Here is a 20,863-nt window from a genome sequence, read left to right as displayed (position 1 = left end):
ACGGCCAGTATCCTTTAACGTATTGATCCTACACGTATTGCCGCTTGGCAGGCACGGGCATGTCGACATGCAGGACCTTGGTCACGGGCATCGCGATGGTGCCCTTGGCCTCCAGGCCGATGACGGAGAGGGCGCCGGTGGCGGCATTCATGACCGCGGCGAGGCGGGTGAGGCGGTTCAGGACCGGCGGCCGCAGCCAGCCGAAGCCCTGGCCCATTTCGGTCTGCTCGGTGGAGGCGCGCAGGGCGCGCCAGCGCCCCTCGCTGTCGATGCCGCGGGCGCGGCCGCGCCGCCACTGGCTGTTGAGCCAATGGTTTGCCATCACCTCGTTGCCGTCGAACACGAAGGCCTTCTCCTCCTGCCGTTCGATCACGCAAGCCTCGCCATTGGCGCCGGAGATCGCGAACATGCAGGGCAGGGCGATGGGCGTGTCCCGCAGTAACTCCACCGCCTCATCGAACGTGCTGCAGGTCTCGAGGGCAAGGCGTAGTGCATGGGTCGGCGGCATGGCACGCGTGCCGTTGATCTTGAGCCGGTCGATTGCCCAGTCGATCGGCAGCAGATAGGTGCGCCGGCGCAGCGGGGCCTGGTTGAGGGCGGCGGCGAAGCGTCCCGGCGCGAGCGCCGTCAGCGCGCCCACAAAGCCCGGCCACGTGACGTTGAGCCACGACCCCGCCGGACTGCGGTGGCGCGCCACCACCACCTCGCGCCCCATCCCATCCAGTCGCCAATCCAGCGCCCGCATCATCAGCGGCGCGACTGCTGCGGTGGTGCAGGCCCATTCATAGGAGAGATTGAGGGCATGCGCGCCGGCACCCGGAAGGCGTTCGGCGATGTGCTCGATCTCCGGCACGTAGGGCGAATCGTTCTTTTCGATCCATTTGCGCGACCGCCAATCGAGCCAGGCCACGACCGGCGGCGTGAAGGTGCGCCGCGCGATGGTGGCCAGCCGCCGCGCGCCGGTGGCGGATAGGTCGAACAGCCGCTCCGCGCCCCCTTCATCGCAATCGATGATAGGGATCTCCGGGAGAAGCGCGTCGGGACTGCGATAATGCATCGGTTTCGGCGGCACCTAGAGGGCGATCCAGCCGCCCTCGACATCGGAGCGGAAGAGCGCATCCAGGATGCGCATGTTCTGGATCGCATCCTCGATGCCGTAGGGCAGGCTCTTGCCCTCTAGCACCGCAAGGGCAAAGGCTTCCGCCTCTTCCGTGTATTGATCGCAGGGCGCAATGGTCTCGCGCCGGGCAGAGCTGCGGTCCAGCGCCTTGCCGCTATCGATGAGGATGGTGGTCGCCTCGCCCTGTGGCGCGTTGAAGGGAATCAGTATCTCGACCCGCCCCTTGGTGCCGAGCGCCTGCACCGTCTGGAACGGCACCATTTGGGTCGAGCAGGTGAAGTTGAGATGGCGTCCGCCACCGAAATCCACCAGCGCGCCGGCGAGGCGATCGGTGCGGAACGTGGGGTCACGCTCGATCACCGAGACCACGCGCTTCGGCTCGCTGCCGAACAGGAAGCGCGCGCCGACGATGGGATAGCAGCCGATATCGAGGATGCCGCCACCGCCGATGTCCGCCTGGTTGCGCACGTTGTTGGGGTCGTCGTTGTAATAGGAGAAGATTACGTTGACGCTCTTGAGCTCGCCGATCTCGCCGCTGCGGATGACCTCGCGCGCGCGCAGCCATTGCGGATGGAAGCGCACCATGAAGGCTTCCATCACGATGCGGTCCTTCGGGCACTGGCGCAGATGCTCCGCTTCGGCCGCGGTGATGGCAATCGGCTTCTCGCACAGCACGTGCTTGCCGGCCCGAGTCGCCTGCAGGGTCAGCGGCACGTGCATATGGTTGGGCAGGGGATTGTAGATCGCCTCGACATTGGGGTCGGCCAGCAGCTCGTCATAGGAGCCATAGGCCTTGGGGATGCCAAGCTTGGTGGCGGCTCCTTGCGCGCGTTTCAGATCGCGCGAGCCGATGGCGACCACCTCCGAATGGGGCGAGCGCTGGATGCCCGGGATGACCTTCTTGAGGCCGATATCGGCTGTGCTGATGATGCCCCAACGGAGCTTGCGATTGGCTTGAGCAGCCATCTCCTCCCCTCCCAATGCAGCCGGCGGATCTCGCCCCCGCCCGGCAAATAAGCGCCAACTATGCCACAGGTGCGGCGGGCACCGCCAAGTCTTGGTGGGGACGGAAAAATCCGGTGTTTAGCCGGGCTGACCAGCGGACTTGCGGCGCAGGGCCGCCGTCGCTATTGTCCCGCCGCCTTACAGGGCCACACCCTTGCGTGCGGAGAGGTGCCGGAGTGGCCGAACGGGGCGGTCTCGAAAACCGTTGTACCCTCGCGGGTACCGTGGGTTCGAATCCCACCCTCTCCGCCATCCTACGTTGAAGCCTCGGAACACATCGGAGCGACCAGTGGCCCGCAAGAAGCAAGCGATCAGCAATTTCGTGATGTTCGACGTGTTCTATCAGGACGGCAGCCGCAGCTCGCACCGCAAGGTGCCGGCGCCTGAGCCGTACGAGCTCGATTTCGAAGGCCGGGTCAAGGCAACGATCGAAGCCCAGGACCGGGAAATCGCAGAGAAATCAGGCCAGCCGCGCGGGCCGATCAAGTCGATCGTCCGGTCGGCGGGGCGCTAGCTGCTCCAGATGCATTTCCGACTTGCCTGCGGGCTCATCACGGCTGCGACGCAAGGCGAATGGTTCACTAAAGAGCAAATACGAAGCCGCGGAGTATGAGACACTCCGGGCGGATGGGCTAGGTGAACAAACGCCCCTTCGCTAAGCGTTGGCAAGCGCGACACCCAAGGCATTTCCACTTTTCAAAAGTTCAGTCGAGCCGGTCCCCTTGGCCATGACCCCGCGACCTCATGCCGGTCGCTTTGCGCGCGAAGTGCGCACGTCATTCCGCGGCTTTTGCGGGCAATCACCAGCCACCGGAGCGGCGAGTATTCGGCGATCGACCGCGCGGCCGAGAACCATGACATCCGGTTGGATCACGGGGTGAACGCCAGGTCGCGGGCCGCAACAGCGCGCAGATGAATGCAGCATGAACAGGAGTGTTCAAAATCGGCGCCGGCAAGATGTTCTTGCGTCCGCGGTGCAATGGATCGCACGGCGTTTTGTTCAGCAACATGGAAGAACAAAGATCATAGGGGTTGGCGCGGGTCGTGCCGCGCCAACAGGGGAGGCCGCGCGCCTCGCTTAAATTGTGATGCTGCATGGGATGGCGATCCTGGGACGGTGATCCCGCGATTGGCGGCATGAGGCGCCCGATCATGGCAACGGTCGCGCGCCCATGGAGCGAACGCATTGAAGCAGCGTTTCAGCTACATCGATCGAACGAAAGGTCTCGCGATTCTGCTGGTGGTGCTGGGGCACCTGATCGCGCGGGAGACCCCGCCAGGTCCCGAGATCGAATGGTACCTAGCCGTCAAGGACGGGATCTACACCTTCCACATGCCGCTCTTCATGGCAGTGAGCGGCTTGGTGTATGGGCTGAGCTGGCGACCCAGCGTTACGACGGCAGGTGATCTAGCGGAGGCGCAGCGGCGAGCCATGCGATTGTTGCCAGCCTATCTGCTCGTAGGGCTGGCGGTGTTCGTTGGGAAACTGACGTTCCAGTCGTTCACTCCGGCCGTGGACAACGAAGTGGACGGGGCGCATGAATTGCTGGACCTGTTGCTACGGCCAACCGCGAGCTTCTCGTCCTTCTTGTGGTACATCTATGCGCTCGCGGTGCTCTATGTCGCGTTTCCGCTGGCTTTCCGCGCGCTGGATGGGCGGATCCTCTGGTTGCTGCCGGTTACGATGGTGTTCTGGTGGCTGCCCGACAGCAAGTGGTTCGCGTGGGATAACCTGAAGGTCCTGAGCTTCTTCTTCGTCCTCGGCGTGATTGCCGGGCGTCATCACGAGGTGACACAGCGTTGGTTGGGACTCTGTTGGCTGCCGGCATTGATCCTGTTCATGGCGGTCGTGCCGATGGGGGCCGAGGATTATGAAATTGCCGGCTGGGCCGCGGCCGCACTCTCGGTCATCGCGTTGCCCGGTTTCATGCGCGCGACTGAGTCGTGGCACCTCGGCGTTCTCGATGTCCTGGGTCGATATACCCTGATCATCTATCTCACCAATACCATTTTCATCGGGCTGGTGAAGGTTGCCACCTTCCATCTTGGTTTCTGGCACACGCTATATTTCCCGCTGGTCGCGATCATCATGACCTTGGTGGCAATCGCCGGTGCAATAGTGCTCAAGCGCTATTTCCTGCCCCTGCTGCCGCCACTGGACCGCATCACGACCTGATCCGTCCGTGGCTGCTGCTGGGCCGCCTGGGCTGGAACACTCAGAGCAATGAGCCGGAGCGGTCTGCCTTGCCGGGTTCCGGTGCGTAGCTTTTCAAAAGCACTTGATTCGAATGCAGAGCGCAACCGTTCGACTTGTTCACCCGCTATTCACGAAGGTTCTGTCAAATATCGGCGCGAGATGCGGGGGCCGTGTGACAGGTGTTCCGATGTCAGATGGAAATCAGATTCTGGCGACGGTGCGTCGATACATCTTGGACCTGGAAGAGCGCGTCGAGAAGCAGAAGGCACTGATCGAGAGGCTGGCCGCCTCCGGCCGCGACAGCACGCAAGCCAAACAGACCTTGCGCGCTCTTGCGACGACACTTGCGTTGACGCGAGAACATCTGGAGCTTCAGACCATCATCGAGACGCGCAGAAACTCCCTTGCGCCTGCTGCGGATCAAACCGGCTGAAAATCGCTATTGCGTCGACGGCCGCATCATCATGGCAGGCTTGATCGCGCGGCGGCCGAGATAGCCGTACGCCAGCGTCATCGGCAGGGTGCACAGGGTGACCACCGCCTTGTCGAACGCCGTCAGATAGCGTGGCAGCCCCTTCCTCGGCGAGAACACGATCTCATCCGTGCGCATAAGGCGGTTGCCCGACAAGGCATGGCTCGGTTGCATCGCGTGCCCGTCGCGTGCGGCGGCCTTCGATTCCGCAAGAGAGACGCCGGTGAAGCTTTCCAGCTTTTCGAGCAGCGCGATCGGCTGGTCGCACAGATCCTCGTAGTGCAGGGTGATCAGGCGCCTCGGATAGAAGACCCGCAGCAGCTCGCAGATGAAGCTCTCCACGGTCCACACCAAGGCGCCGACGGCGACCGGCACGAAATAGGAGCGCTCCACCCGGAAGTGCTTGTGAAACAGATCGAAGGTCTTCGTGCGCCTGATGCGCTTGACGTAGGAGTCAACGACGCCGTAGGGGCTGCGGACGAAGTGGATAAGCTTGGCTTCCGGCACATGCCGCAGCAGGAAGATCGCAGTGGCGAGCTCCTTGGTGGAGTCAAGCACGACCGGACGGCCTGATGCTTCGGCGATGCTGTCATAGAGCGCTTCCGTCAGCCGCTTCGCCTCCATGACCTCCGCGTTGCGAGATGGAGCCAGGAGGTTCGCCGGCGCCCGCGAAAAATGTGCACGGCGGTTCAGCACGGCCATGGCATCGGCGAATGGCGTGCCCGTCCGCTGCTCGAAGGCCGATTTGACCGCCTTCCAGAAGCTTGATTCGGAGAAGGTCTCTCCGTTTGCGCAGCGCTTGCCTTCATAGCCGGGGCGAAAGCCGGTGATGATCTCTCCCTCGCTGGCAACGTTGTGCGCCTGGCCAGCCAGCATCGAGAAAATGGTGGTGCCGCTATGACCTCTTCCAACGATGTAGAGGTACTTCGTCGGCAACTCCTGGCGCATGATCGACACCTCCCATTTCGTGTCTTACCGCGGAATATCGGGTTCACTGTGCAGTCAGGGCGGCATCGCGGAAGAACTGCACATATCGCGTATCGCGCGGCGGTGGGCGCCGTCGGACCCCGAACACGCAGAAGAAGACTGGAGGAGTCAAAGCAGGATTTCAACGGAACTAGGATTTTTGGGTCCTGATCCACGCGTTTGTTTGGGTTTTGTTACGGCTCTGACGCTTCTGGCGTAACCTCCTGCCCTCCCCGGCCCTTTATTGAGGGAGATGCACAGCGATGGCGGGACGACGTGAGGGCCTACGCCGCTTCCAGGACGACGCCCTCGACGCCGTGCAGCTCGATCGAATCCTGTACAGGCTGCAGCTTTCGGTTGGCCTCGCTGGAGAGCCGCAGGCGCGCTTTCGGCATCTCCGCCGGTAGCGGAAGCCGGTGTGGGCCTTCGGAGAAATTCAGCATCACCAGCAATCGTCTTCCCTCGCGGCTGCGCAGGTACGTAATGGATTGGTCATCGCAGGCCAGGCCCTGGTAGTCGCCGATGCAAAGTGCAGGCTCCTCACGCCGCAAGCGAAGCAGGCGCCGTGTCAGCGAGAGCATGGAATTGGGATCGGCGGCCTCGCTCTCCACGTTGCAGATCGCGAGATTTTGTCCGATCGGCAGCCAGGGCCTGCCGGTGGTGAAGTCACCATAATTGTGTCCCGTCCATCGCATCGGCGTGCGCGAGGGATCGCGCCCCACCCCGATGCCGGGCACATTCTTCTCGAACGGGTCCTGCACCAGTTCCGCCGGGATCGGCACATCCGCCATGCCGAGCTCTTCGCCGTAGTACATGGTCGGCGTGCCGCGCAGGGTGAGCAGGAGCATCTGCGCCAGGCGCGCGCCGTTGGCGCCGACGCGGCTGGCGATGCGTCCCGTGTCGTGACTGCCGACCACCCAGTTCGGCCAGGCGCCGCGCGGCAGGGCGGCCTCGTAGGTCGCGATGATCTCGCGCACGATGGCGGCCGACCAAGGCGCGCCGATCAGATTGAAGTTGAAGGGCAGATGGATGCCGGAGAGCTCTACGCCGTAGTAGGTGACTAGCCGCTCGATGGGCAGGTGGATCTCGCCGATCAGCACGCGCTCGGGGTATTCGTCCGCAACCTTGCGCAGGCCCGTGATGATGCCCTGGATCTCCGGCTGATCGACGGTGTGTACGCGCAGCAGCGCGTGGCTGGGTCGCATGCCGAGCGCGAATTCGGGATTGAGCGGATTGTCGCGGAACTGCGCATCCTCGATCAGGTGATGCAGCACGTCGATGCGGAACCCGTCGACGCCGCGGTCGAACCAGAAGCGCAGCACGTCGTGCATGGTGCGCACCACTTCTGGGTTCCGCCAGTTGAGATCGGGCTGCTCCTTCAGGAAGGCGTGATAGTAGTACTGGCCCGTGGCCTCGTCATATTCCCAGGCGGACCCTCCGAACTCGCTCAGCCAGTTGTTGGGCGGCCCGCCGTCCGGCGCGGGATCGCGCCAGATGTACCAGTCGCGTCGTGGATTGCGGCGGTCGCGCCTTGCTTCCTGGAACCAGGGATGCTGGTCGGAGGTGTGGTTGGGCACGAAATCCAGGATGATCTTGAGGTTGCGGCTGTGCACGTCCTCCACCAGCGCGTCAAAGTCAGCGAGGGTGCCGAAGATCGGATCGATGTCCAGGAAGTTCGAGATGTCGTAACCGAAATCCTTCATCGGCGAGGGGAAGATCGGCGACAGCCAGATCGCGTCGATGCCAAGCCATGTCAGGTAATCGAGGCGCCGCGCGATGCCGGGAAGGTCGCCGATGCCGTCGCCGTTGGAATCCTGGAACGAGCGCGGATAGATCTGGTAGACGACGCCGCGCTGCCACCACGCCAGGTTGGAGAAGGAGCCACTTATCATCCGAACACCCCGGGGAAGTCTCGCGGTCCGTCGGTGGCGCAAGCCATCTCGCCGAAACCAGCGATAACCATATCCGTTTAACGCAAACACCTGAGCTTCGCCGCTGTCGCATCCATACACCTGTTTCCGAACAGGTCCGCGAGGCAAAGGCGAGCTGTCTGTTCGGGGAGTTTCAGGCGCGCGCCGCCTTCGCCTTTCTGGAACCAGCCTGGATCACCTGGCCGACGATGCGGTTGGTGTCGCCGAGCAGGCGGCGCACGGCCAGACGGGCGGCGTTGGGCCGCCGGGCGCGGATCGCCACCAGAATGCGCTCGTGGCCGGGCAGGGTGCGGCCGACATCGCCCTTCTGGCTCGCTGTGTAGGCGAACATGCTGCCGAGGGCGGATTCGATCACGAGCCCGAGCGGCACCAGCAACTCGTTGCCGGCGGCCTGCAGGATCGCGAAGTGGAACCGCACGTCGGCTTCATTCCATGCGACCAGGGTCTTGGCAGCGGCCATTTCCGCGAACGCCTGCTCGATTGCCTTCATCTGCTCCGCGGTGTGATTGGCGGCGGCCAGCGCGGCGGTCTCCGGCTCCAGGATCTCGCGCACCTGTTGCATATGGGCCAGGAAATGCGACTGCTTGGCGGCAGCGCAATACCAGGTGAGCACATCCCGGTCGAGCAGGTTCCATTGCTCGCGCGGCAGCACCCTGGAGCCGATGCGCGGGCGCGAGATGATGAGCCCCTTTCCCATCAGCATCTTGATCGCCTCCCGCACGGCAGTCCGGCTGACGCCGAAGCTCTTGCACCAGTCCGCTTCATTGGGCAGCAGGGTGTCCGGCGCGAATTCGCCACTCAGGATCCGCGCGCCGATATTCTGCGCGACGATGCGGTGCAGGCTGCCTCGCGAGGCTCTCTGGGGCGTTTTCTGCGGAGCTTTCAGTGGCTTCAGCGGCGCCCTTTGGGGCGCTTTCGGCCCCTGGGATGCGCTCTTGTGGGGCTTCATCCGGCGGCTTTCCCCTCCCAGTTTCGCGTCATTTATCATACAAACGATGATTGCCGCCACCTGTTTTATATGATAAAAGCCGCGCCTAAAGAACATGACGCAGCCCGCCCTCCGAGGCAAGGGAGCGCAAGACGGATGGGAGGAGCTCTGGTCAGATGCCATCGCCTTTGGTCGCCGTTTGGGCGCAGGACATGAATGCACGCGCGTGTCTTCGCCGCGCGTCGCATCGCATCTGATCCGATACCGCATTTCAATCAAGCACGTGGGAGGAACGACGTGAAATTGAGCAAGACTCTGATGACCATGCTGGCGGCGGGCATGTTTGCCATGTCGTCGCAGGCGATGGCACAGGACAAGGGTACCATCGGCATCTCCATGCCGACCAAGTCATCGGCCCGCTGGATCGCGGACGGCGACAACATGGTCAAGGTCTTCACCGAGCTGGGCTACGGTACCGATCTGCAATATGCCGAAGATGACATCCCGAACCAGCTAGCGCAGATCGAGAACATGGTGACCAAGGGCGTGAAGGTCCTGGTGATCGCCGCGATCGATGGCACCACGCTCTCCGCCATTCTGCAGCAGGCGCATGACAGCGACATCAAGGTCATCGCCTATGACCGCCTGATCCGCGATTCGGGCAACGTCGACTACTACGCGACCTTCGACAACTTCCAGGTCGGCGTGATCCAGGCGCAGTCGATCGAGCAGGCGCTCGGCCTCAAGGAAGGCAAAGGCCCGTTCAACATCGAGCTGTTCGGCGGCTCGCCGGACGACAACAACGCCTTCTTCTTCTATGACGGCGCCATGTCGGTTCTGCAGCCCTACATCGACAGCGGCAAGCTGGTGGTGCAGAGCGGCCAGATGGGCATGGACAAGGTCGGCACCCTGCGCTGGGACGGCGCGGTGGCGCAGGCCCGCATGGACAACCTCTTGAGCGCCTATTACGGCGACAAGCGGGTCGATGCGGTGCTCTCGCCCTATGACGGCCTCTCCATCGGCATCCTGTCGTCGCTGAAGGGCGTTGGCTACGGCACGCCCGATCAGCCGATGCCGATCGTCAGCGGCCAGGATGCCGAGATTCCCTCGATCAAGTCGATGATCGCCGGCGAGCAATATTCGACCGTGTTCAAGGACACGCGCGAGCTCGCCAAGGTCACGGCCCAGATGGTGGACGCCCTGCTGGCCGGCAAGGAAGTGCCGGTCAACGACACCAAGACTTATGACAACGGCGTCAAGGTCGTCCCCTCCTATCTGTTGAAGCCGGTCAGTGTCGGCCGCAACGACTGGAAGGAGATCCTGGTCGGCAGCGGCTACTACACAGAGGATCAGATCACGAAGTAGTCACGCGTGACTGGGTGGCCCCGCCTTCACCGGGCGGGGCCAACCCCGGCTTTTCAGATCCGACCGGCGAGGATGGCCGGCTTTTTGTTTTTCTTCCGCTTGCTTTTCATCCCCTGAGCGGCGGAGCAAGATGGGGCGAATTCGGAGGTTCCTGTTTGACCCTGGCAATGACGCAAGATTCCCGCGCTGACGTCATCCTCGAGATGCGCGGCATCACCAAGACCTTCCCCGGCGTGAACGCGCTGGACAATGTCAACCTCGTGGTGCGCCAGGGCGAGATCCACGCGGTGGTGGGCGAGAACGGCGCCGGCAAATCCACCCTCATGAAGGTGCTGAGCGGCGTCTACCCACACGGCGACTATTCCGGCGAGATCTATTTCCAGGGCCAGGAATGCAAGTTCCGCGACATCGCCGACAGCGAGAAAGCCGGCATCGTCATCATCCATCAGGAACTGGCGCTGGTGCCGCTGCTCTCGATCGCGGAAAACATCTTTCTCGGCAACGAGCCCGCGAAGAACGGCGTTATCGACTGGCACGCCGCCTTCGTGCGGACGCGGGCGCTCCTGAAGAAGGTGGGCCTCAACGAATCATCCAACACGCTCATCACCGATCTGGGCGTCGGCAAGCAGCAGCTGGTGGAGATCGCCAAGGCCCTGTCCAAGGAAGTGAAGCTGCTGATCCTGGATGAGCCGACCGCCAGCCTTAACGAGAGCGACAGCGATGCGCTGCTGGCGCTGCTCAAGGAGTTCCAGGCACAAGGCATCTCCTCCATCCTCATCTCTCACAAGCTGAACGAGATCCTGAAGGTCGCGGATTCCATCACCGTCCTGCGCGACGGCGCGACGGTCGACCGGCTCGACTGCCATGCGCAGCAGGTGGACGAGGATCGCATCATCCGTTCCATGGTGGGACGCGAGCTGGCGGACCGCTACCCCAAGCGCACCGCGCGCATCGGCGAGCCGATCTTCGAGGTGAAGAACTGGGTCGTCCATCACAAGGAACATGCCGACCGGCAGCTTATCAAAGGCATCGATCTCAACGTCCGCAAGGGCGAGATCGTCGGCATCGCCGGCCTGATGGGTTCCGGCCGCACCGAGCTCGCCATGAGCCTCTTCGGGCGCTCCTACGGCCAGAGGATCAGCGGCCAGGTGCTGCTGCATGGCAAGGAGATCGACGTTTCCACCATCGACAAGGCGATGAGGGCCGGCATCGCCTACGTGACCGAGGATCGCAAGAACTACGGGCTGGTGCTGATCGACGACATCCGGCACAACGTCACGCTCGCCAATCTCGCAGGCGTCGCGCGCAGCGGCGTGATCGATGACGGACGGGAGCAGAAGGTCGCCCACAAATTCCGGCGCGACCTCAACATCCGCTGCTCCAGCGTGTTCCAGCGGACGGTGAACCTCTCCGGCGGCAACCAGCAGAAGGTGGTGCTGGCCAAATGGCTGTTCACCGGGCCGGAGATCCTGATCCTGGACGAGCCGACACGTGGCATCGACGTCGGCGCCAAGTACGAGATCTACACGATCATCGCGCGTCTGGCGGAGGAGGGGAAAGGCATCATCTTCATTTCCTCCGAGATGCCGGAGCTGCTCGGCATCAGCGACCGGATCTACGTGATGAACGAAGGAAAGATCGTCGGCGAGATGCCGACCAAGGACGCGAGCCAGGAAAAGATCATGCGCGCGATCATGAAGTCCTGGACCAATTGAGCCAAGCTTGCAGGAAGAGTTGAGATGACACAGCAGACCCTAGCGGCGGAAGAGTCGGGCCATCACCGTTCCCTCGCCAGCTTCGTCAAGCGCAACATCCGCGAATACGGCATGCTGCTGTCGTTGATCGCGATCATGGCCTTCTTCCAGATCCAGACCGAAGGCACGCTGCTGAAGCCGATCAACCTCACCAACCTCATCCTGCAGAACTCCTACATCGTCATCATGGCGCTCGGCATGATGCTGATCATCGTCGCCGGCCATATCGACCTCTCGGTTGGGTCGGTGTGCGGATTCGTCGGCGCGGTCGCGGCCGTGCTGATCGTGAAGCTCGGCTATCATTGGCTGCCGGTCACGTTCTTCTGTCTTGCGCTGGGAGCGGCAATCGGCGCCGTGCAAGGCTATTTCGTGGCGTTCTGGAAGATCCCGGCCTTCATCGTGACATTGGCCGGCATGCTGGTGTTCAAGGGGCTGGCGCTCTGGATCCTGGCTGGCCAGTCGGTCGGACCATTCCCCGTGCCGTTCCAGCGCATGAGCTCCGGCTTCCTGCCGGACGCGGCGGCGGGCGCGATCGAGGCCTTCAATCTCACCTCCTTCCTGATCGGCGTGGCCGTCACGGCCCTCGTCATCTACTTCAACGTGAAGGAGCGGCGGGGCCAGCAGGCGCATGGGTTGGTCGAGGAGCCGTTCGCGTTCTTCCTCGGCCGCAACCTCCTGGTTGCCGCGGGCTTCCTGCTGTTCTCGTACCTGATGGCGTCCTACAAGGGCCTGCCGAACGTGCTGATCGTGATGTTCGCGTTGATCGTGCTCTATGCGTTCGTCACCTCCAGCATGACCATCGGGCGGCGCATCTATGCGCTCGGCGGCAATGAGAAGGCGGCGCGCCTCTCGGGCATCAAGACCAATCGGCTGACCTTCTATACCTTCACCAATATGGGTCTGCTGGCGGGCCTGGCCGGGCTCATCTTCGCCGCGCGGCTCAACACGGCGACGCCGAAGGCGGGCCTCGGCTTCGAGCTTGACGTGATCGCGGCCTGCTTCATCGGCGGCGCATCGGCCTCGGGCGGTGTGGGCAAGGTGGTCGGCGCGGTGATCGGCGCCTTCGTGATGGGTGTCATGAACAACGGCATGTCGATCCTCGGCGTCGGGATCGATCTGCAGCAGGTAATCAAGGGCCTCGTGCTGCTCGCCGCCGTGTTCCTCGACGTCTACTACAAGAACAAGGCTTAGAGCGCCGTCCGAAGGTCTCGGCGCTTTCGGTCCGCCAGGCAACCCCGGACGGCGCGGGCCAGTGGCAGCTGGCTTAGGCCTCTCGGCATAGTTCGTTTGGGGAAACAAATTTACCCGACATTAAACAATCCCGTGCAGCCTCGCATCCGTCAGGCTCGGTGGCGAGCCCAGGAAAAGATCGGGGTTGAGGATGCTGACGGGGCGCATGAAAGGGATCAAAAGCAAGCTGTCGCTTAACGCAAAGATATTGGCGTCCCTGACAGCGATCCTGGTTCTTGGGCTCGGAGTCACAGCCTATCTCATTTCCAGCAAGAGCGCGCGCACGACGGAGGAGTTGTCGGTGCACGCCGGCAAGCAACTCGCCAGCGGCGTCGCGAACGGCGTCGAGCGCGACATCAATACCGCTTTGCGAATCACCGAAACGATGCGCGACGCCTTCGTCGGCGCCTACATGCAGGGAGTCAAGGACCGTTCGACTTACCTCTCGATGCTGGAGTCGGCGGTCAAGGCTAACCCGCAATATGTCGGGATCTGGACCGCGTGGGAACCGAATGCGCTCGACGGCCGCGATGCCGAGTTCGTCAATGCGGACGGCAGCGCCACCTTCGCCGGCGCCAAGGCCCATGACGCCACTGGTCGATTCGTGCCCTATGTCTTCACAACGCCAGAGGGATTCGAGGTCACGCCGCTGACGGACTATGACAAGCCGGGCCCGGGCGACTACTACCTGCTCGCACAGCGCTCGGGCAAGCAGCAGATCATCGAGCCCTATCCTTACGAAGTCGGCGACAAGACCGTGATCATGACCAGCCTCGTGACGCCGATCATCATCGATGGCGCGGTGAAGGGCGTGGTCGGGCTCGATCTCGATCTCGCGGCCATCCAGGAGCGCCTCGCTGAGGTCAAGCCGTATGAGACCGGCTCGGTCTCCTTGATCTCAGCCGATGGGAACTGGGCGGCTTACTCCGATCTGCAGTACGTCATGAAGCCGATCGAAGAGCAGAATCCGGGTCTTGCTGTTGCCAAGCCGCGTATTGCCAAAGGGGAGGTGTTCGAGCTCGAGGACCACTCGAAGAGCCTCAACACCGACGTGCTGCGCATCTTCGAGCCGGTCGAGGTCGGCATCACGGGAACGCCATGGTCGATCCTCGTCAATCTGCCGAAGGACAAGGTCCTGGCACCGGCCAGGGATCTGACCATGTTCACGCTCAGTGCCGCGGCCGTTCTGGTGGTAGTGCTGTCGGTGATCCTCGGCCTGCTGATCCGGGCGCTGGTGGTGCGGCCGATCGGCCATCTGACCGGAATCGTCGAGACGCTCGCCAGCGGCGAAACCGCTATCGAAGTGCCGGCGACGGAACGCAGCGACGAACTGGGCGTGATGGCGCGCGCGATCAATATCTTCCGCCAGAAGCTCGTCGAGATGGATTCCATGCGGCAGCGCCAGGCAGAAGCCGAGAGGAATGCCGAGCTTGAGAAAAAGCGCATGATGCAGCAACTCGCCGATGGGTTCGAGCAGAGCGTTAAGGGCATCGTGGAATCCGTGTCCAGCGCCGCCGTGGAACTCCAGGCGAGCGCGCAATCGATGTCCGGCGTGGCTGAGGAAAGCACGCGACAAGCTAGTGCCGTTGCTGCTGCTGCCATGCAGGCCACCGCCAACGTCTCCACTGTCGCGTCGTCGGCTGAGGAATTGTCGGCATCAATCTCGGAGATCACCCGGCAGGTGAACGACAGCGCGACGTCCGCGCGCGGAGCGGTCGACGAGGTGGCGAAGACCGGCGCCACCATCGAAGAGCTGAATGCCGCGGCCAACAAGATCGGCGGCATCGTGCAGATGATCAATGAAATCGCCAGCCAGACCAATCTTCTCGCCCTGAATGCGACCATCGAGGCGGCGCGCGCCGGAGAGGCCGGCAAGGGCTTCGCCGTGGTCGCCTCGGAGGTCAAGGCCTTGGCGACCCAGACCTCCAGGGCGACCGAGGAGATCGCGACCCAGATCAACGAGATGCAAGGGATCACGCACCAGGCGGTAGACGCGATGGGTTCGATCCGCGCGAGCATCAATCGCATCAGCGAGATCTCGAGCGCTATTGCCGCAGCCGTGGAAGAGCAGTCGGCGGCGACCCGCGAGATTTCCAACAACGCAAATCAAGCCGCGACAGGCACCGGCGAGGTTAACCAGAACATCACGGGCGTCTCGGATGCGGCGCATGAAGTAGGCGGGGCTTCGAGCCAGGTCCTCTCGGCAGCCGACCGGCTCTCGAGCGAATCAAACAAACTGAAGCGCGAAGTCGAAACCTTCATCAGCCGGGTGCGGGCGAATTAGGCCTGCAGCATCATCGCCCTGCCACGCTTCCGTCGGGACAGCGCACGCGATCGTCCGCAGCCTCGTTGTCGCTGCGCCGCTGCAAGCAGCAGGCAGGTCCCTCCGCGCGCGAAGAATAAGGGCTACACCTTCCGTTACGCGGCTCATAGCTGACGACGCCACCTCGTGCATCAGTCGTAATGTCGCAACACGCCAGCAGCAGTTTCCTAAGCTTCCTGCGACCGCGCTGTACGCGAGTCTTCATTCCTGACAGTGAAATCCCAGTCCGGTAAGCCGCTTCATGCTGCGTCAATCCATTCAACTCGGTCTGACGAATTGCGTCCCGATAGGATCTGGGCAGGCCTTCAATTAGTGGCTGGAGGCAATCACTGAGTTCCATCAACGCCGACGCTTCAGGACCAGAACATGCAACATCGAGACCGTCGGAAAGAGGTTCAACCCGCCTGCCATTACCGCGAAAGTAATCTGCGATCGCGTTACGGGCGATCCTGAAAATCCACGCGGCCAAGCGCGAGTCATCCTTGAGCGAGGGGAGATGCTCGTGGATGCGGATGAAGATCTGCTGCACCACGTCCTCAGCATCCGCGGCATTCTTCACCCGCTGGGAGACGAACGACCGGAGCCGCCCGTGGAAAACATCCCAAACGGCTCGCGAGCTGACCCTATGCTCGATAGCTTTCATCCGCACCCGCAACTCGCTCCCACCCCCAGCTCGTTTGAACCGCAGCATGCCTTCTTGTCTGATGGCGCACAGCATGACTCCTGTCTTTCCGTGGAGCAACAGCCAGCACTCACCGTTTGTGCTGCTGCCTTCGCGGCGAAGAACTGCTTGAGATTCTCGGGCAGCACGAAGGCCTCCGGCTCGAGCGCCTCCATGCCGGCCACTCTTTCGCCAACGGAGGCTATGAGCCCGTTCACGATGAGTGGAACTGGCGCTTCTGTGTATTCCTTGCCTTCGTGCACCCAGACGCGGCACGCGACTGAGCCGCCACAGCCGCACGCTTCCCCGCACGAATCGCATTCGCTCTCCCGCAATTCAAGCGCAATGTCCTGGCCGTTTACGCGGATGGTCGGCGACGAAACAAATCGCAGCTCACGCGCCTTGGCCTCTGAATCGATGAGCGTCTTGCGCACCTGCACAGCCGTCCCTGACGCCTCAAGCATGTCCTGCGCGGTCCTCAGCGCTGTCTCCAGATTGGCATCTGTCCCTTTGCACCGCGAGCATACATCGAGATCGAGATACATGAACTCGATCTCGACGCGATTAACCTTTGTCCCTGGTTTCAACATTGGATCTGCTCCCAAGTCCGTCTGACCTATGGAGACGGAGATCCAGGGAAAAGGACGCACCAAGACGGTATCTTCCTTGCTCTCGAGAAAGAGCTGGCACGGAAAAGCTCGCCGACCAATAGCTGAAGCCCGACCGGTCCTCCGGCTGCAAGCGCCTCGCCACCGGCCAGGCACTCCATAACGAACGTGGCTCGCGTGTGGGCGCCGACGAGGGGCCGCCGTCTCCGCGCGTCGAACAGCGGCGGACGGACAGCACGTATCTCTCGATTGTCGCGGAAAGTCACCCCTCGATTCCCGACGTTTGGGATCGCTCTGCAGTGGACGATCAGGTGCCGGTGCTACGCGGGCGCATGATGAACAGGTCTTATCAACCGGCCGATCTCAGCTCCGTAATCGGGCAGGTGTAATTGAGGCCATTAACGGCGACCAACGCCATCAGCGGCCCGCGGATGCTGCTGGCGCCGAAGCACAGGATGGTGCCGATCTTGCCATCGCGGAATCGCACGCGGTCGCCGACCCGAAAATCCTCGATTTCCACAGGGCCTTCTTTGTGAACCCAAGGATGAAGCAGGGTATGTTCCCCGTTCAGTCGCGCGCGCCGTGCGGCGGCCAAGTCGAATACCATCGCCGTCATGGGACATGATCTCCCAGCTAGCCATTCGGTAGGAAAACGCCGAGACCCCGGCCGAAGTTCCGCGATGCCCCGTGGTGCGACATTCCGGAACCTGGGCGAGGTTGCGACCTGCTGGCTGAAACCGCGCGTGGCCGCTAGCATGGCGGCCTGTGCCTGACGCGCGTGGGCGATCCATTTGCCATCCTTTCTCCATTTCCTTACCAACCGGACCGCCGAACTGCGCTTGGCGGTGCGCGTCACGTCGGCGGCGATCCTGGCCTTTGCCCTCGCCAAGCTGCTTGGGTTTGCCCACGGCTATTGGGCGGTCATAACGGCGATCATCGTGATGCAGACCAGCGTCGGTGGGTCGCTGAAGGCAGCTTTGGATCGGCTGCTCGGCACCATGGCGGGCGCACTCTACGGCGCCGCGATCGCGATCGCCATTCCGCATGCCACCACGGCCGCGCTCGCGGCGGCGATGGTTGCGGCGATCCTGCCGTTGGCGTTGCTGGCCGGGATCAAGCCGGGATTCAAGGCAGCACCCATCACCGCGTTCATCGTGCTGGTGCCGCTCTCCGGGCAGGAGGTGGCGCCGCTGACCTATGCGCTGGATCGGATTCTCGAGATCACGATCGGCAGCCTAGTCGGGCTGGCGACCTCTCTCATCATCCTACCGGCGCGTGCGCACCAGATGCTGGCGCAGGTGGCGGCCAGAGCGGCGAGCCTCAATGCCGATCTGATGGCGGCCTTGTTCGAAGGGCTGATCGGCGATGCCGGCCGCCCGGGCCTGCGCGCGCAGCACGCGGCGATCCGCAAGGCGCTGGTCCAGGCGGAGAACGCGGCGGAGGAAGCGCTGCGCGAGCGCAAGAGCTATCTGACGGATTCGCCCGATCCGGAGCCGCTGGTACGCACGCTCTACCGCCTGCGCCATGACCTGGTGATGGTCGGGCGCGCCGCGACCAGGCCACTGCCTGCGGTGCTGGCGTCGCGGCTGGCACCCAAGCTGGTCGGCGTGCGTGATGCCGGCAGCGACCTGCTGCGCGCCATGGCTGAGGCCCTGCGCACGCACCACGCCGCGCCGAGCCTCGAGCGGTTCGAGACCGCCTTGCGCGACTACGTGACGGAGATGGACGCCGTCTGGAAAGATTCCGCCACCCAGGTTCTTGCCGCGGAGGATGCCGGCCGCATCTTCGCCTTGCGCTTTGCTCTCGAGCAGATGATCCAGGATTGCCGCGACCTCACCAACCGCATCAACGAGTTCGCGGGGAAGAAGCCGTCAGTCGCAGCATAAAGCGGCCGCCGCACAATCATCACGATCGGGCCGCGGCCGCGCCCCATCGCCGCCCCACTCCTCCGCCACAAACCCGCATGGCTTCGAGCGGAGGGGGACATGCGCATCCTGCTGATCAATCCGGGGCATCCGTCGATCGGCAGTCGCATTCCCGACGAGCATCTGCCGCCGCTGGGGCTGCTGTCTGTCGGGGGGCCACTGATCGATGACGGGCATGAGGTGCGATTGCTGGATGCGGAGTTCGGGCCGTTGCCGGTCACCGCGATCGTGGCGGACGCTCTTGCCTACGCGCCCGATGCGGTTCTGGTGGGCCATTCCGGCTCGACCTCCGGCCATCCCGGTGCGGTAGAGATCTTCCGCGCTATCCGCAACGCGCTACCGCGCGTCACGATCATCTATGGCGGTGTCTTTCCCACGTATGATTGGCGCGAGGTGCTGGCGCAAGTCCCGGAAGTCGACGTGATCGTGCGCGGCGAGGGCGAAGAGACGGCGCGGCGGCTGATCCGTACGCTGGAAGACGGTCGCTCCTTGATGGAGGTTGCCGGCATCGCCTATCGGATGGGTGGCCGGCCGCTCGCGACCCTGGCAGCGCCGGCCATCCGCGACCTCGATGCCTATCGCGTCGGGTGGGAGCTCATCGACTTCGCGCGCTACTCATATTGGGGCAACAAATGCGCGGTGGTCGTGCAGTTCTCGCGCGGTTGTCCGCACCTCTGCAATTACTGCGGTCAGCGCGGCTTCTGGACCCGTTGGCGGCATCGCGATCCGGTGCGCTTCGCGAAGGAGATTGCGCGTCTGCATCGTGATCACGGCGTGGAGGTGTTCAATTTCGCGGATGAGAATCCCACGGTGTCACGCAACGTGTGGAAGCGCTTTCTCGAAGCGCTGATCGCAGAGAAGGTCCAGGTGATCCTGGTCGGCTCCACCCGCGCCGACGACATCGTGCGCGATGGCGATCTGCTGCCTCTCTACAAGAAGGCGGGCTGGGCGCGCTTCCTGCTCGGCATGGAGAACACCGATGCCGCGACCCTGAAGCTGATCCGCAAGGGCGGCAGCGTTTCGACCGACCGCGAGGCGATCCGCCTGATGCGCCAACACGGCATCCTTTCCATGGCGACCTGGGTGGTCGGCTTCGAGGAGGAGCGCGATGCCGATTATTGGCGCGGCCTCAAGCAGCTGCTCGCCTACGATCCCGATCAGATTCAAATGCTCTATGTGACGCCGCATCGCTGGACGCCCTATTTCCGCATCGCTGCCGACCGGCACGTGATCCAGCTTGACCAGCGCCGCTGGGACTACAAGCACCAGGTGCTGGCGACGCGCTTCGTGCCGCCCTGGCGCGTGCTGCTGTGGGTGAAGCTAACGGAAGCGATCCTGCAAGGCCGGCCGAAGGCGTTCTGGCGCACGTTCTTTCAGCGGGATCGCGGCCTGCGGCACGCGATGCAATGGTACACGCGCATCGGCAAGCGTGTGTGGCCGTATGAGGTCAAGAACTTCTTCTTCCGCGATCAGCGTGTCGAGAACGGACCGACGCTCACCGAATATTGGGGCGCGCCGCAGGATGCGGAGGAAGAAGCGCTGCGCCTCGCGCGCAGCCCGGCCGTCGTCACCGGCACATCCGGAATCCACCAAGATCCAGATGGAAGTGGTTTGCGTGCAGCTGGTTGTAGTTCGGGCTGAGCACGACGTTGAAGAAGCGGCAGGCTTCATCGCGCGCGTCCGCGAGGAAGTGGCCCTGCGGCGTCTCTCTGCCCCAGTCCTTGAGGATTGAGATCGTGCGCCCGTCGGCGAGGCGGAAGCCCGCGATGTCGATGGCGTTGGCAGTCGCGTGCTGGCTGCGCCGGCCAGTGTCCGCGCTGTTGACGTTGCGGCAAGCATAGGTGCCGAGCTGGTCGATGCGCGCGATCGAGGTGCCGAGATGCTGCTGCGCCAGGCGCTGCAGCTCGGCTTCGTACCAGTAGAGCGCCGCCATCATGCCGCAGCTGATGTCAAACGGGCGGTTGTAGCGGATGTGCGATTGCAGCGGCCGCACGGCAGCTTCCAGCCCGCAGCCGTTCCTGATCGGCCGCACCGGGGTGCGCCGGTATCGCAGCTGCGAGCGGTCGAGCGCGGCGATACAGGCGGCGGAATCCGACGCGAGGCTGTTGATCTGCATGCGCGCCAGCCAGCCCGGCGGCCGGTCGAGTTCGACATCGCCCCATGGCGCGATGTTGGCGGGGATTCGGATCCAGGACTGGTAGAGCGCCACGAAGAACGCGGTCGCGACGACCAGCAGGAGCGGTCGAAACCACCGCCGGAAGCCTCTCCGTACGCGTCCTCGTGCCGATCCACGTTCCATCTTCGTCTGTGCCTCTGAAAGAACCTGGATGGCGATTGTGTTGTTCCGGTGTTCTAATCTTGTCCCCCGCGGCGTCGGG

Annotated in this window: 18 protein-coding genes and 1 tRNA gene; 10 read left to right on the top strand and 9 right to left on the bottom strand. The window is 63.3% G+C overall.

Annotated features, from left to right (window positions below):
* Positions 1 to 28 precede the first annotated feature (28 nt).
* Together DTX69_RS00205 and DTX69_RS00200 are read right to left on the bottom strand one after the other, a co-directional pair.
* Positions 29 to 1,072 (bottom strand): carcinine hydrolase/isopenicillin-N N-acyltransferase family protein, encoded by a 1,044-nt coding sequence (locus tag DTX69_RS00205; RefSeq protein WP_162916455.1) that lies wholly within the window; start codon positions 1,070 to 1,072, stop codon positions 29 to 31.
* Complete coding sequence (locus tag DTX69_RS00200) at positions 1,073 to 2,086, bottom strand: Gfo/Idh/MocA family protein (RefSeq protein ID WP_119299484.1); 1,014 nt, start codon at positions 2,084 to 2,086, stop codon at positions 1,073 to 1,075.
* A gap of 201 nt (positions 2,087 to 2,287) precedes the next feature.
* On the opposite strand from DTX69_RS00200, the gene DTX69_RS00195 reads away from it, so the two are divergent.
* From DTX69_RS00195 to DTX69_RS00180, 4 genes are all read left to right on the top strand, one after another.
* Positions 2,288 to 2,377 (top strand) — tRNA-Ser (locus tag DTX69_RS00195).
* A 37-nt stretch (positions 2,378 to 2,414) separates the two neighbouring features.
* Positions 2,415 to 2,639 (top strand): hypothetical protein, encoded by a 225-nt coding sequence (locus tag DTX69_RS00190; RefSeq protein ID WP_119299483.1) that lies wholly within the window; start codon positions 2,415 to 2,417, stop codon positions 2,637 to 2,639.
* A gap of 672 nt (positions 2,640 to 3,311) precedes the next feature.
* On the top strand, positions 3,312 to 4,301 hold the full coding sequence (locus DTX69_RS00185) for an acyltransferase family protein (protein ID WP_119299482.1): 990 nt from the start codon (positions 3,312 to 3,314) through the stop codon (positions 4,299 to 4,301).
* Between the two features lie 208 nt (positions 4,302 to 4,509).
* A complete protein-coding gene (locus tag DTX69_RS00180; protein WP_119299481.1) occupies positions 4,510 to 4,755 on the top strand; it encodes a hypothetical protein in 246 nt (81 codons plus the stop codon).
* A 6-nt stretch (positions 4,756 to 4,761) separates the two neighbouring features.
* Here DTX69_RS00180 and DTX69_RS00175 read toward each other — a convergent pair whose 3' ends face one another.
* The 3 genes from DTX69_RS00175 to DTX69_RS00165 all read right to left on the bottom strand — a co-directional run bounded on the left by DTX69_RS00175 (position 4,762) and on the right by DTX69_RS00165 (position 8,640).
* Positions 4,762 to 5,742 carry a sulfotransferase gene (locus DTX69_RS00175; protein WP_162916453.1) on the bottom strand — a complete coding sequence of 327 codons (981 nt, stop codon included), beginning with the start codon at positions 5,740 to 5,742 and terminating at the stop codon, positions 4,762 to 4,764.
* Positions 5,743 to 6,044: 302 nt separating this feature from the next.
* Positions 6,045 to 7,652, bottom strand: a complete 1,608-nt coding sequence (locus DTX69_RS00170; RefSeq protein ID WP_119299479.1) for an alpha-amylase family glycosyl hydrolase — start codon at positions 7,650 to 7,652, stop codon at positions 6,045 to 6,047.
* A 172-nt stretch (positions 7,653 to 7,824) separates the two neighbouring features.
* On the bottom strand, positions 7,825 to 8,640 hold the full coding sequence (locus DTX69_RS00165; RefSeq protein ID WP_119299478.1) for a FadR/GntR family transcriptional regulator: 816 nt from the start codon (positions 8,638 to 8,640) through the stop codon (positions 7,825 to 7,827).
* Between the two features lie 276 nt (positions 8,641 to 8,916).
* Between DTX69_RS00165 and chvE the strand changes: the two genes are divergently transcribed.
* The 4 genes from chvE (at position 8,917) to DTX69_RS00145 (ending at position 15,252) form a co-directional block, all read left to right on the top strand.
* Positions 8,917 to 9,984, top strand: a complete 1,068-nt coding sequence (chvE, locus tag DTX69_RS00160; RefSeq protein WP_407643962.1) for a multiple monosaccharide ABC transporter substrate-binding protein — start codon at positions 8,917 to 8,919, stop codon at positions 9,982 to 9,984.
* Between the two features lie 167 nt (positions 9,985 to 10,151).
* The gene (gene mmsA / locus DTX69_RS00155; protein ID WP_119299477.1) at positions 10,152 to 11,699 is read left to right on the top strand and encodes a multiple monosaccharide ABC transporter ATP-binding protein; all 1,548 of its coding nucleotides are present in this window, start codon (positions 10,152 to 10,154) and stop codon (positions 11,697 to 11,699) included.
* Positions 11,700 to 11,723: 24 nt separating this feature from the next.
* The gene (mmsB, locus tag DTX69_RS00150; RefSeq protein WP_119299476.1) at positions 11,724 to 12,929 is read left to right on the top strand and encodes a multiple monosaccharide ABC transporter permease; all 1,206 of its coding nucleotides are present in this window, start codon (positions 11,724 to 11,726) and stop codon (positions 12,927 to 12,929) included.
* A gap of 205 nt (positions 12,930 to 13,134) precedes the next feature.
* Entirely contained in the window at positions 13,135 to 15,252 is a 2,118-nt protein-coding gene (locus DTX69_RS00145; protein WP_162916452.1) for a methyl-accepting chemotaxis protein, read from the top strand.
* A gap of 10 nt (positions 15,253 to 15,262) precedes the next feature.
* Here the strand turns inward: DTX69_RS00145 and sigZ are convergent, their stop codons facing one another.
* The 3 genes from sigZ to DTX69_RS00130 all read right to left on the bottom strand — a co-directional run bounded on the left by sigZ (position 15,263) and on the right by DTX69_RS00130 (position 17,176).
* The gene (sigZ, locus tag DTX69_RS00140; protein WP_162916450.1) at positions 15,263 to 15,934 is read right to left on the bottom strand and encodes an RNA polymerase sigma factor SigZ; all 672 of its coding nucleotides are present in this window, start codon (positions 15,932 to 15,934) and stop codon (positions 15,263 to 15,265) included.
* Positions 15,931 to 16,497: a DUF2703 domain-containing protein gene (locus DTX69_RS00135; protein WP_162916448.1), complete on the bottom strand. Its 567-nt coding sequence runs from the start codon at positions 16,495 to 16,497 to the stop codon at positions 15,931 to 15,933. Before DTX69_RS00135 ends, sigZ begins: the two co-directional genes overlap by 4 nt.
* A gap of 412 nt (positions 16,498 to 16,909) precedes the next feature.
* Positions 16,910 to 17,176 carry a hypothetical protein gene (locus DTX69_RS00130; RefSeq protein ID WP_119299473.1) on the bottom strand — a complete coding sequence of 89 codons (267 nt, stop codon included), beginning with the start codon at positions 17,174 to 17,176 and terminating at the stop codon, positions 16,910 to 16,912.
* Positions 17,177 to 17,351: 175 nt separating this feature from the next.
* Between DTX69_RS00130 and DTX69_RS00125 the strand changes: the two genes are divergently transcribed.
* Both DTX69_RS00125 and bchE read left to right on the top strand, forming a co-directional pair.
* Positions 17,352 to 18,446: an FUSC family protein gene (locus DTX69_RS00125; protein ID WP_162916446.1), complete on the top strand. Its 1,095-nt coding sequence runs from the start codon at positions 17,352 to 17,354 to the stop codon at positions 18,444 to 18,446.
* A gap of 99 nt (positions 18,447 to 18,545) precedes the next feature.
* Positions 18,546 to 20,126, top strand: a complete 1,581-nt coding sequence (gene bchE / locus DTX69_RS00120; protein ID WP_119299471.1) for a magnesium-protoporphyrin IX monomethyl ester anaerobic oxidative cyclase — start codon at positions 18,546 to 18,548, stop codon at positions 20,124 to 20,126.
* Here the strand turns inward: bchE and DTX69_RS00115 are convergent.
* The gene (locus tag DTX69_RS00115; protein ID WP_119299470.1) at positions 20,053 to 20,784 is read right to left on the bottom strand and encodes an extensin-like domain-containing protein; all 732 of its coding nucleotides are present in this window, start codon (positions 20,782 to 20,784) and stop codon (positions 20,053 to 20,055) included. The genes bchE and DTX69_RS00115 overlap by 74 nt on opposite strands.
* Between the last annotated feature and the right edge of the window lie 79 nt (positions 20,785 to 20,863).

It is taken from the genome of Dongia deserti (assembly GCF_003574735.1).
Classification (GTDB): domain Bacteria; phylum Pseudomonadota; class Alphaproteobacteria; order Dongiales; family Dongiaceae; genus Dongia_A; species Dongia_A deserti.
This window is presented reverse-complemented; position numbering and strand designations above follow the sequence as displayed.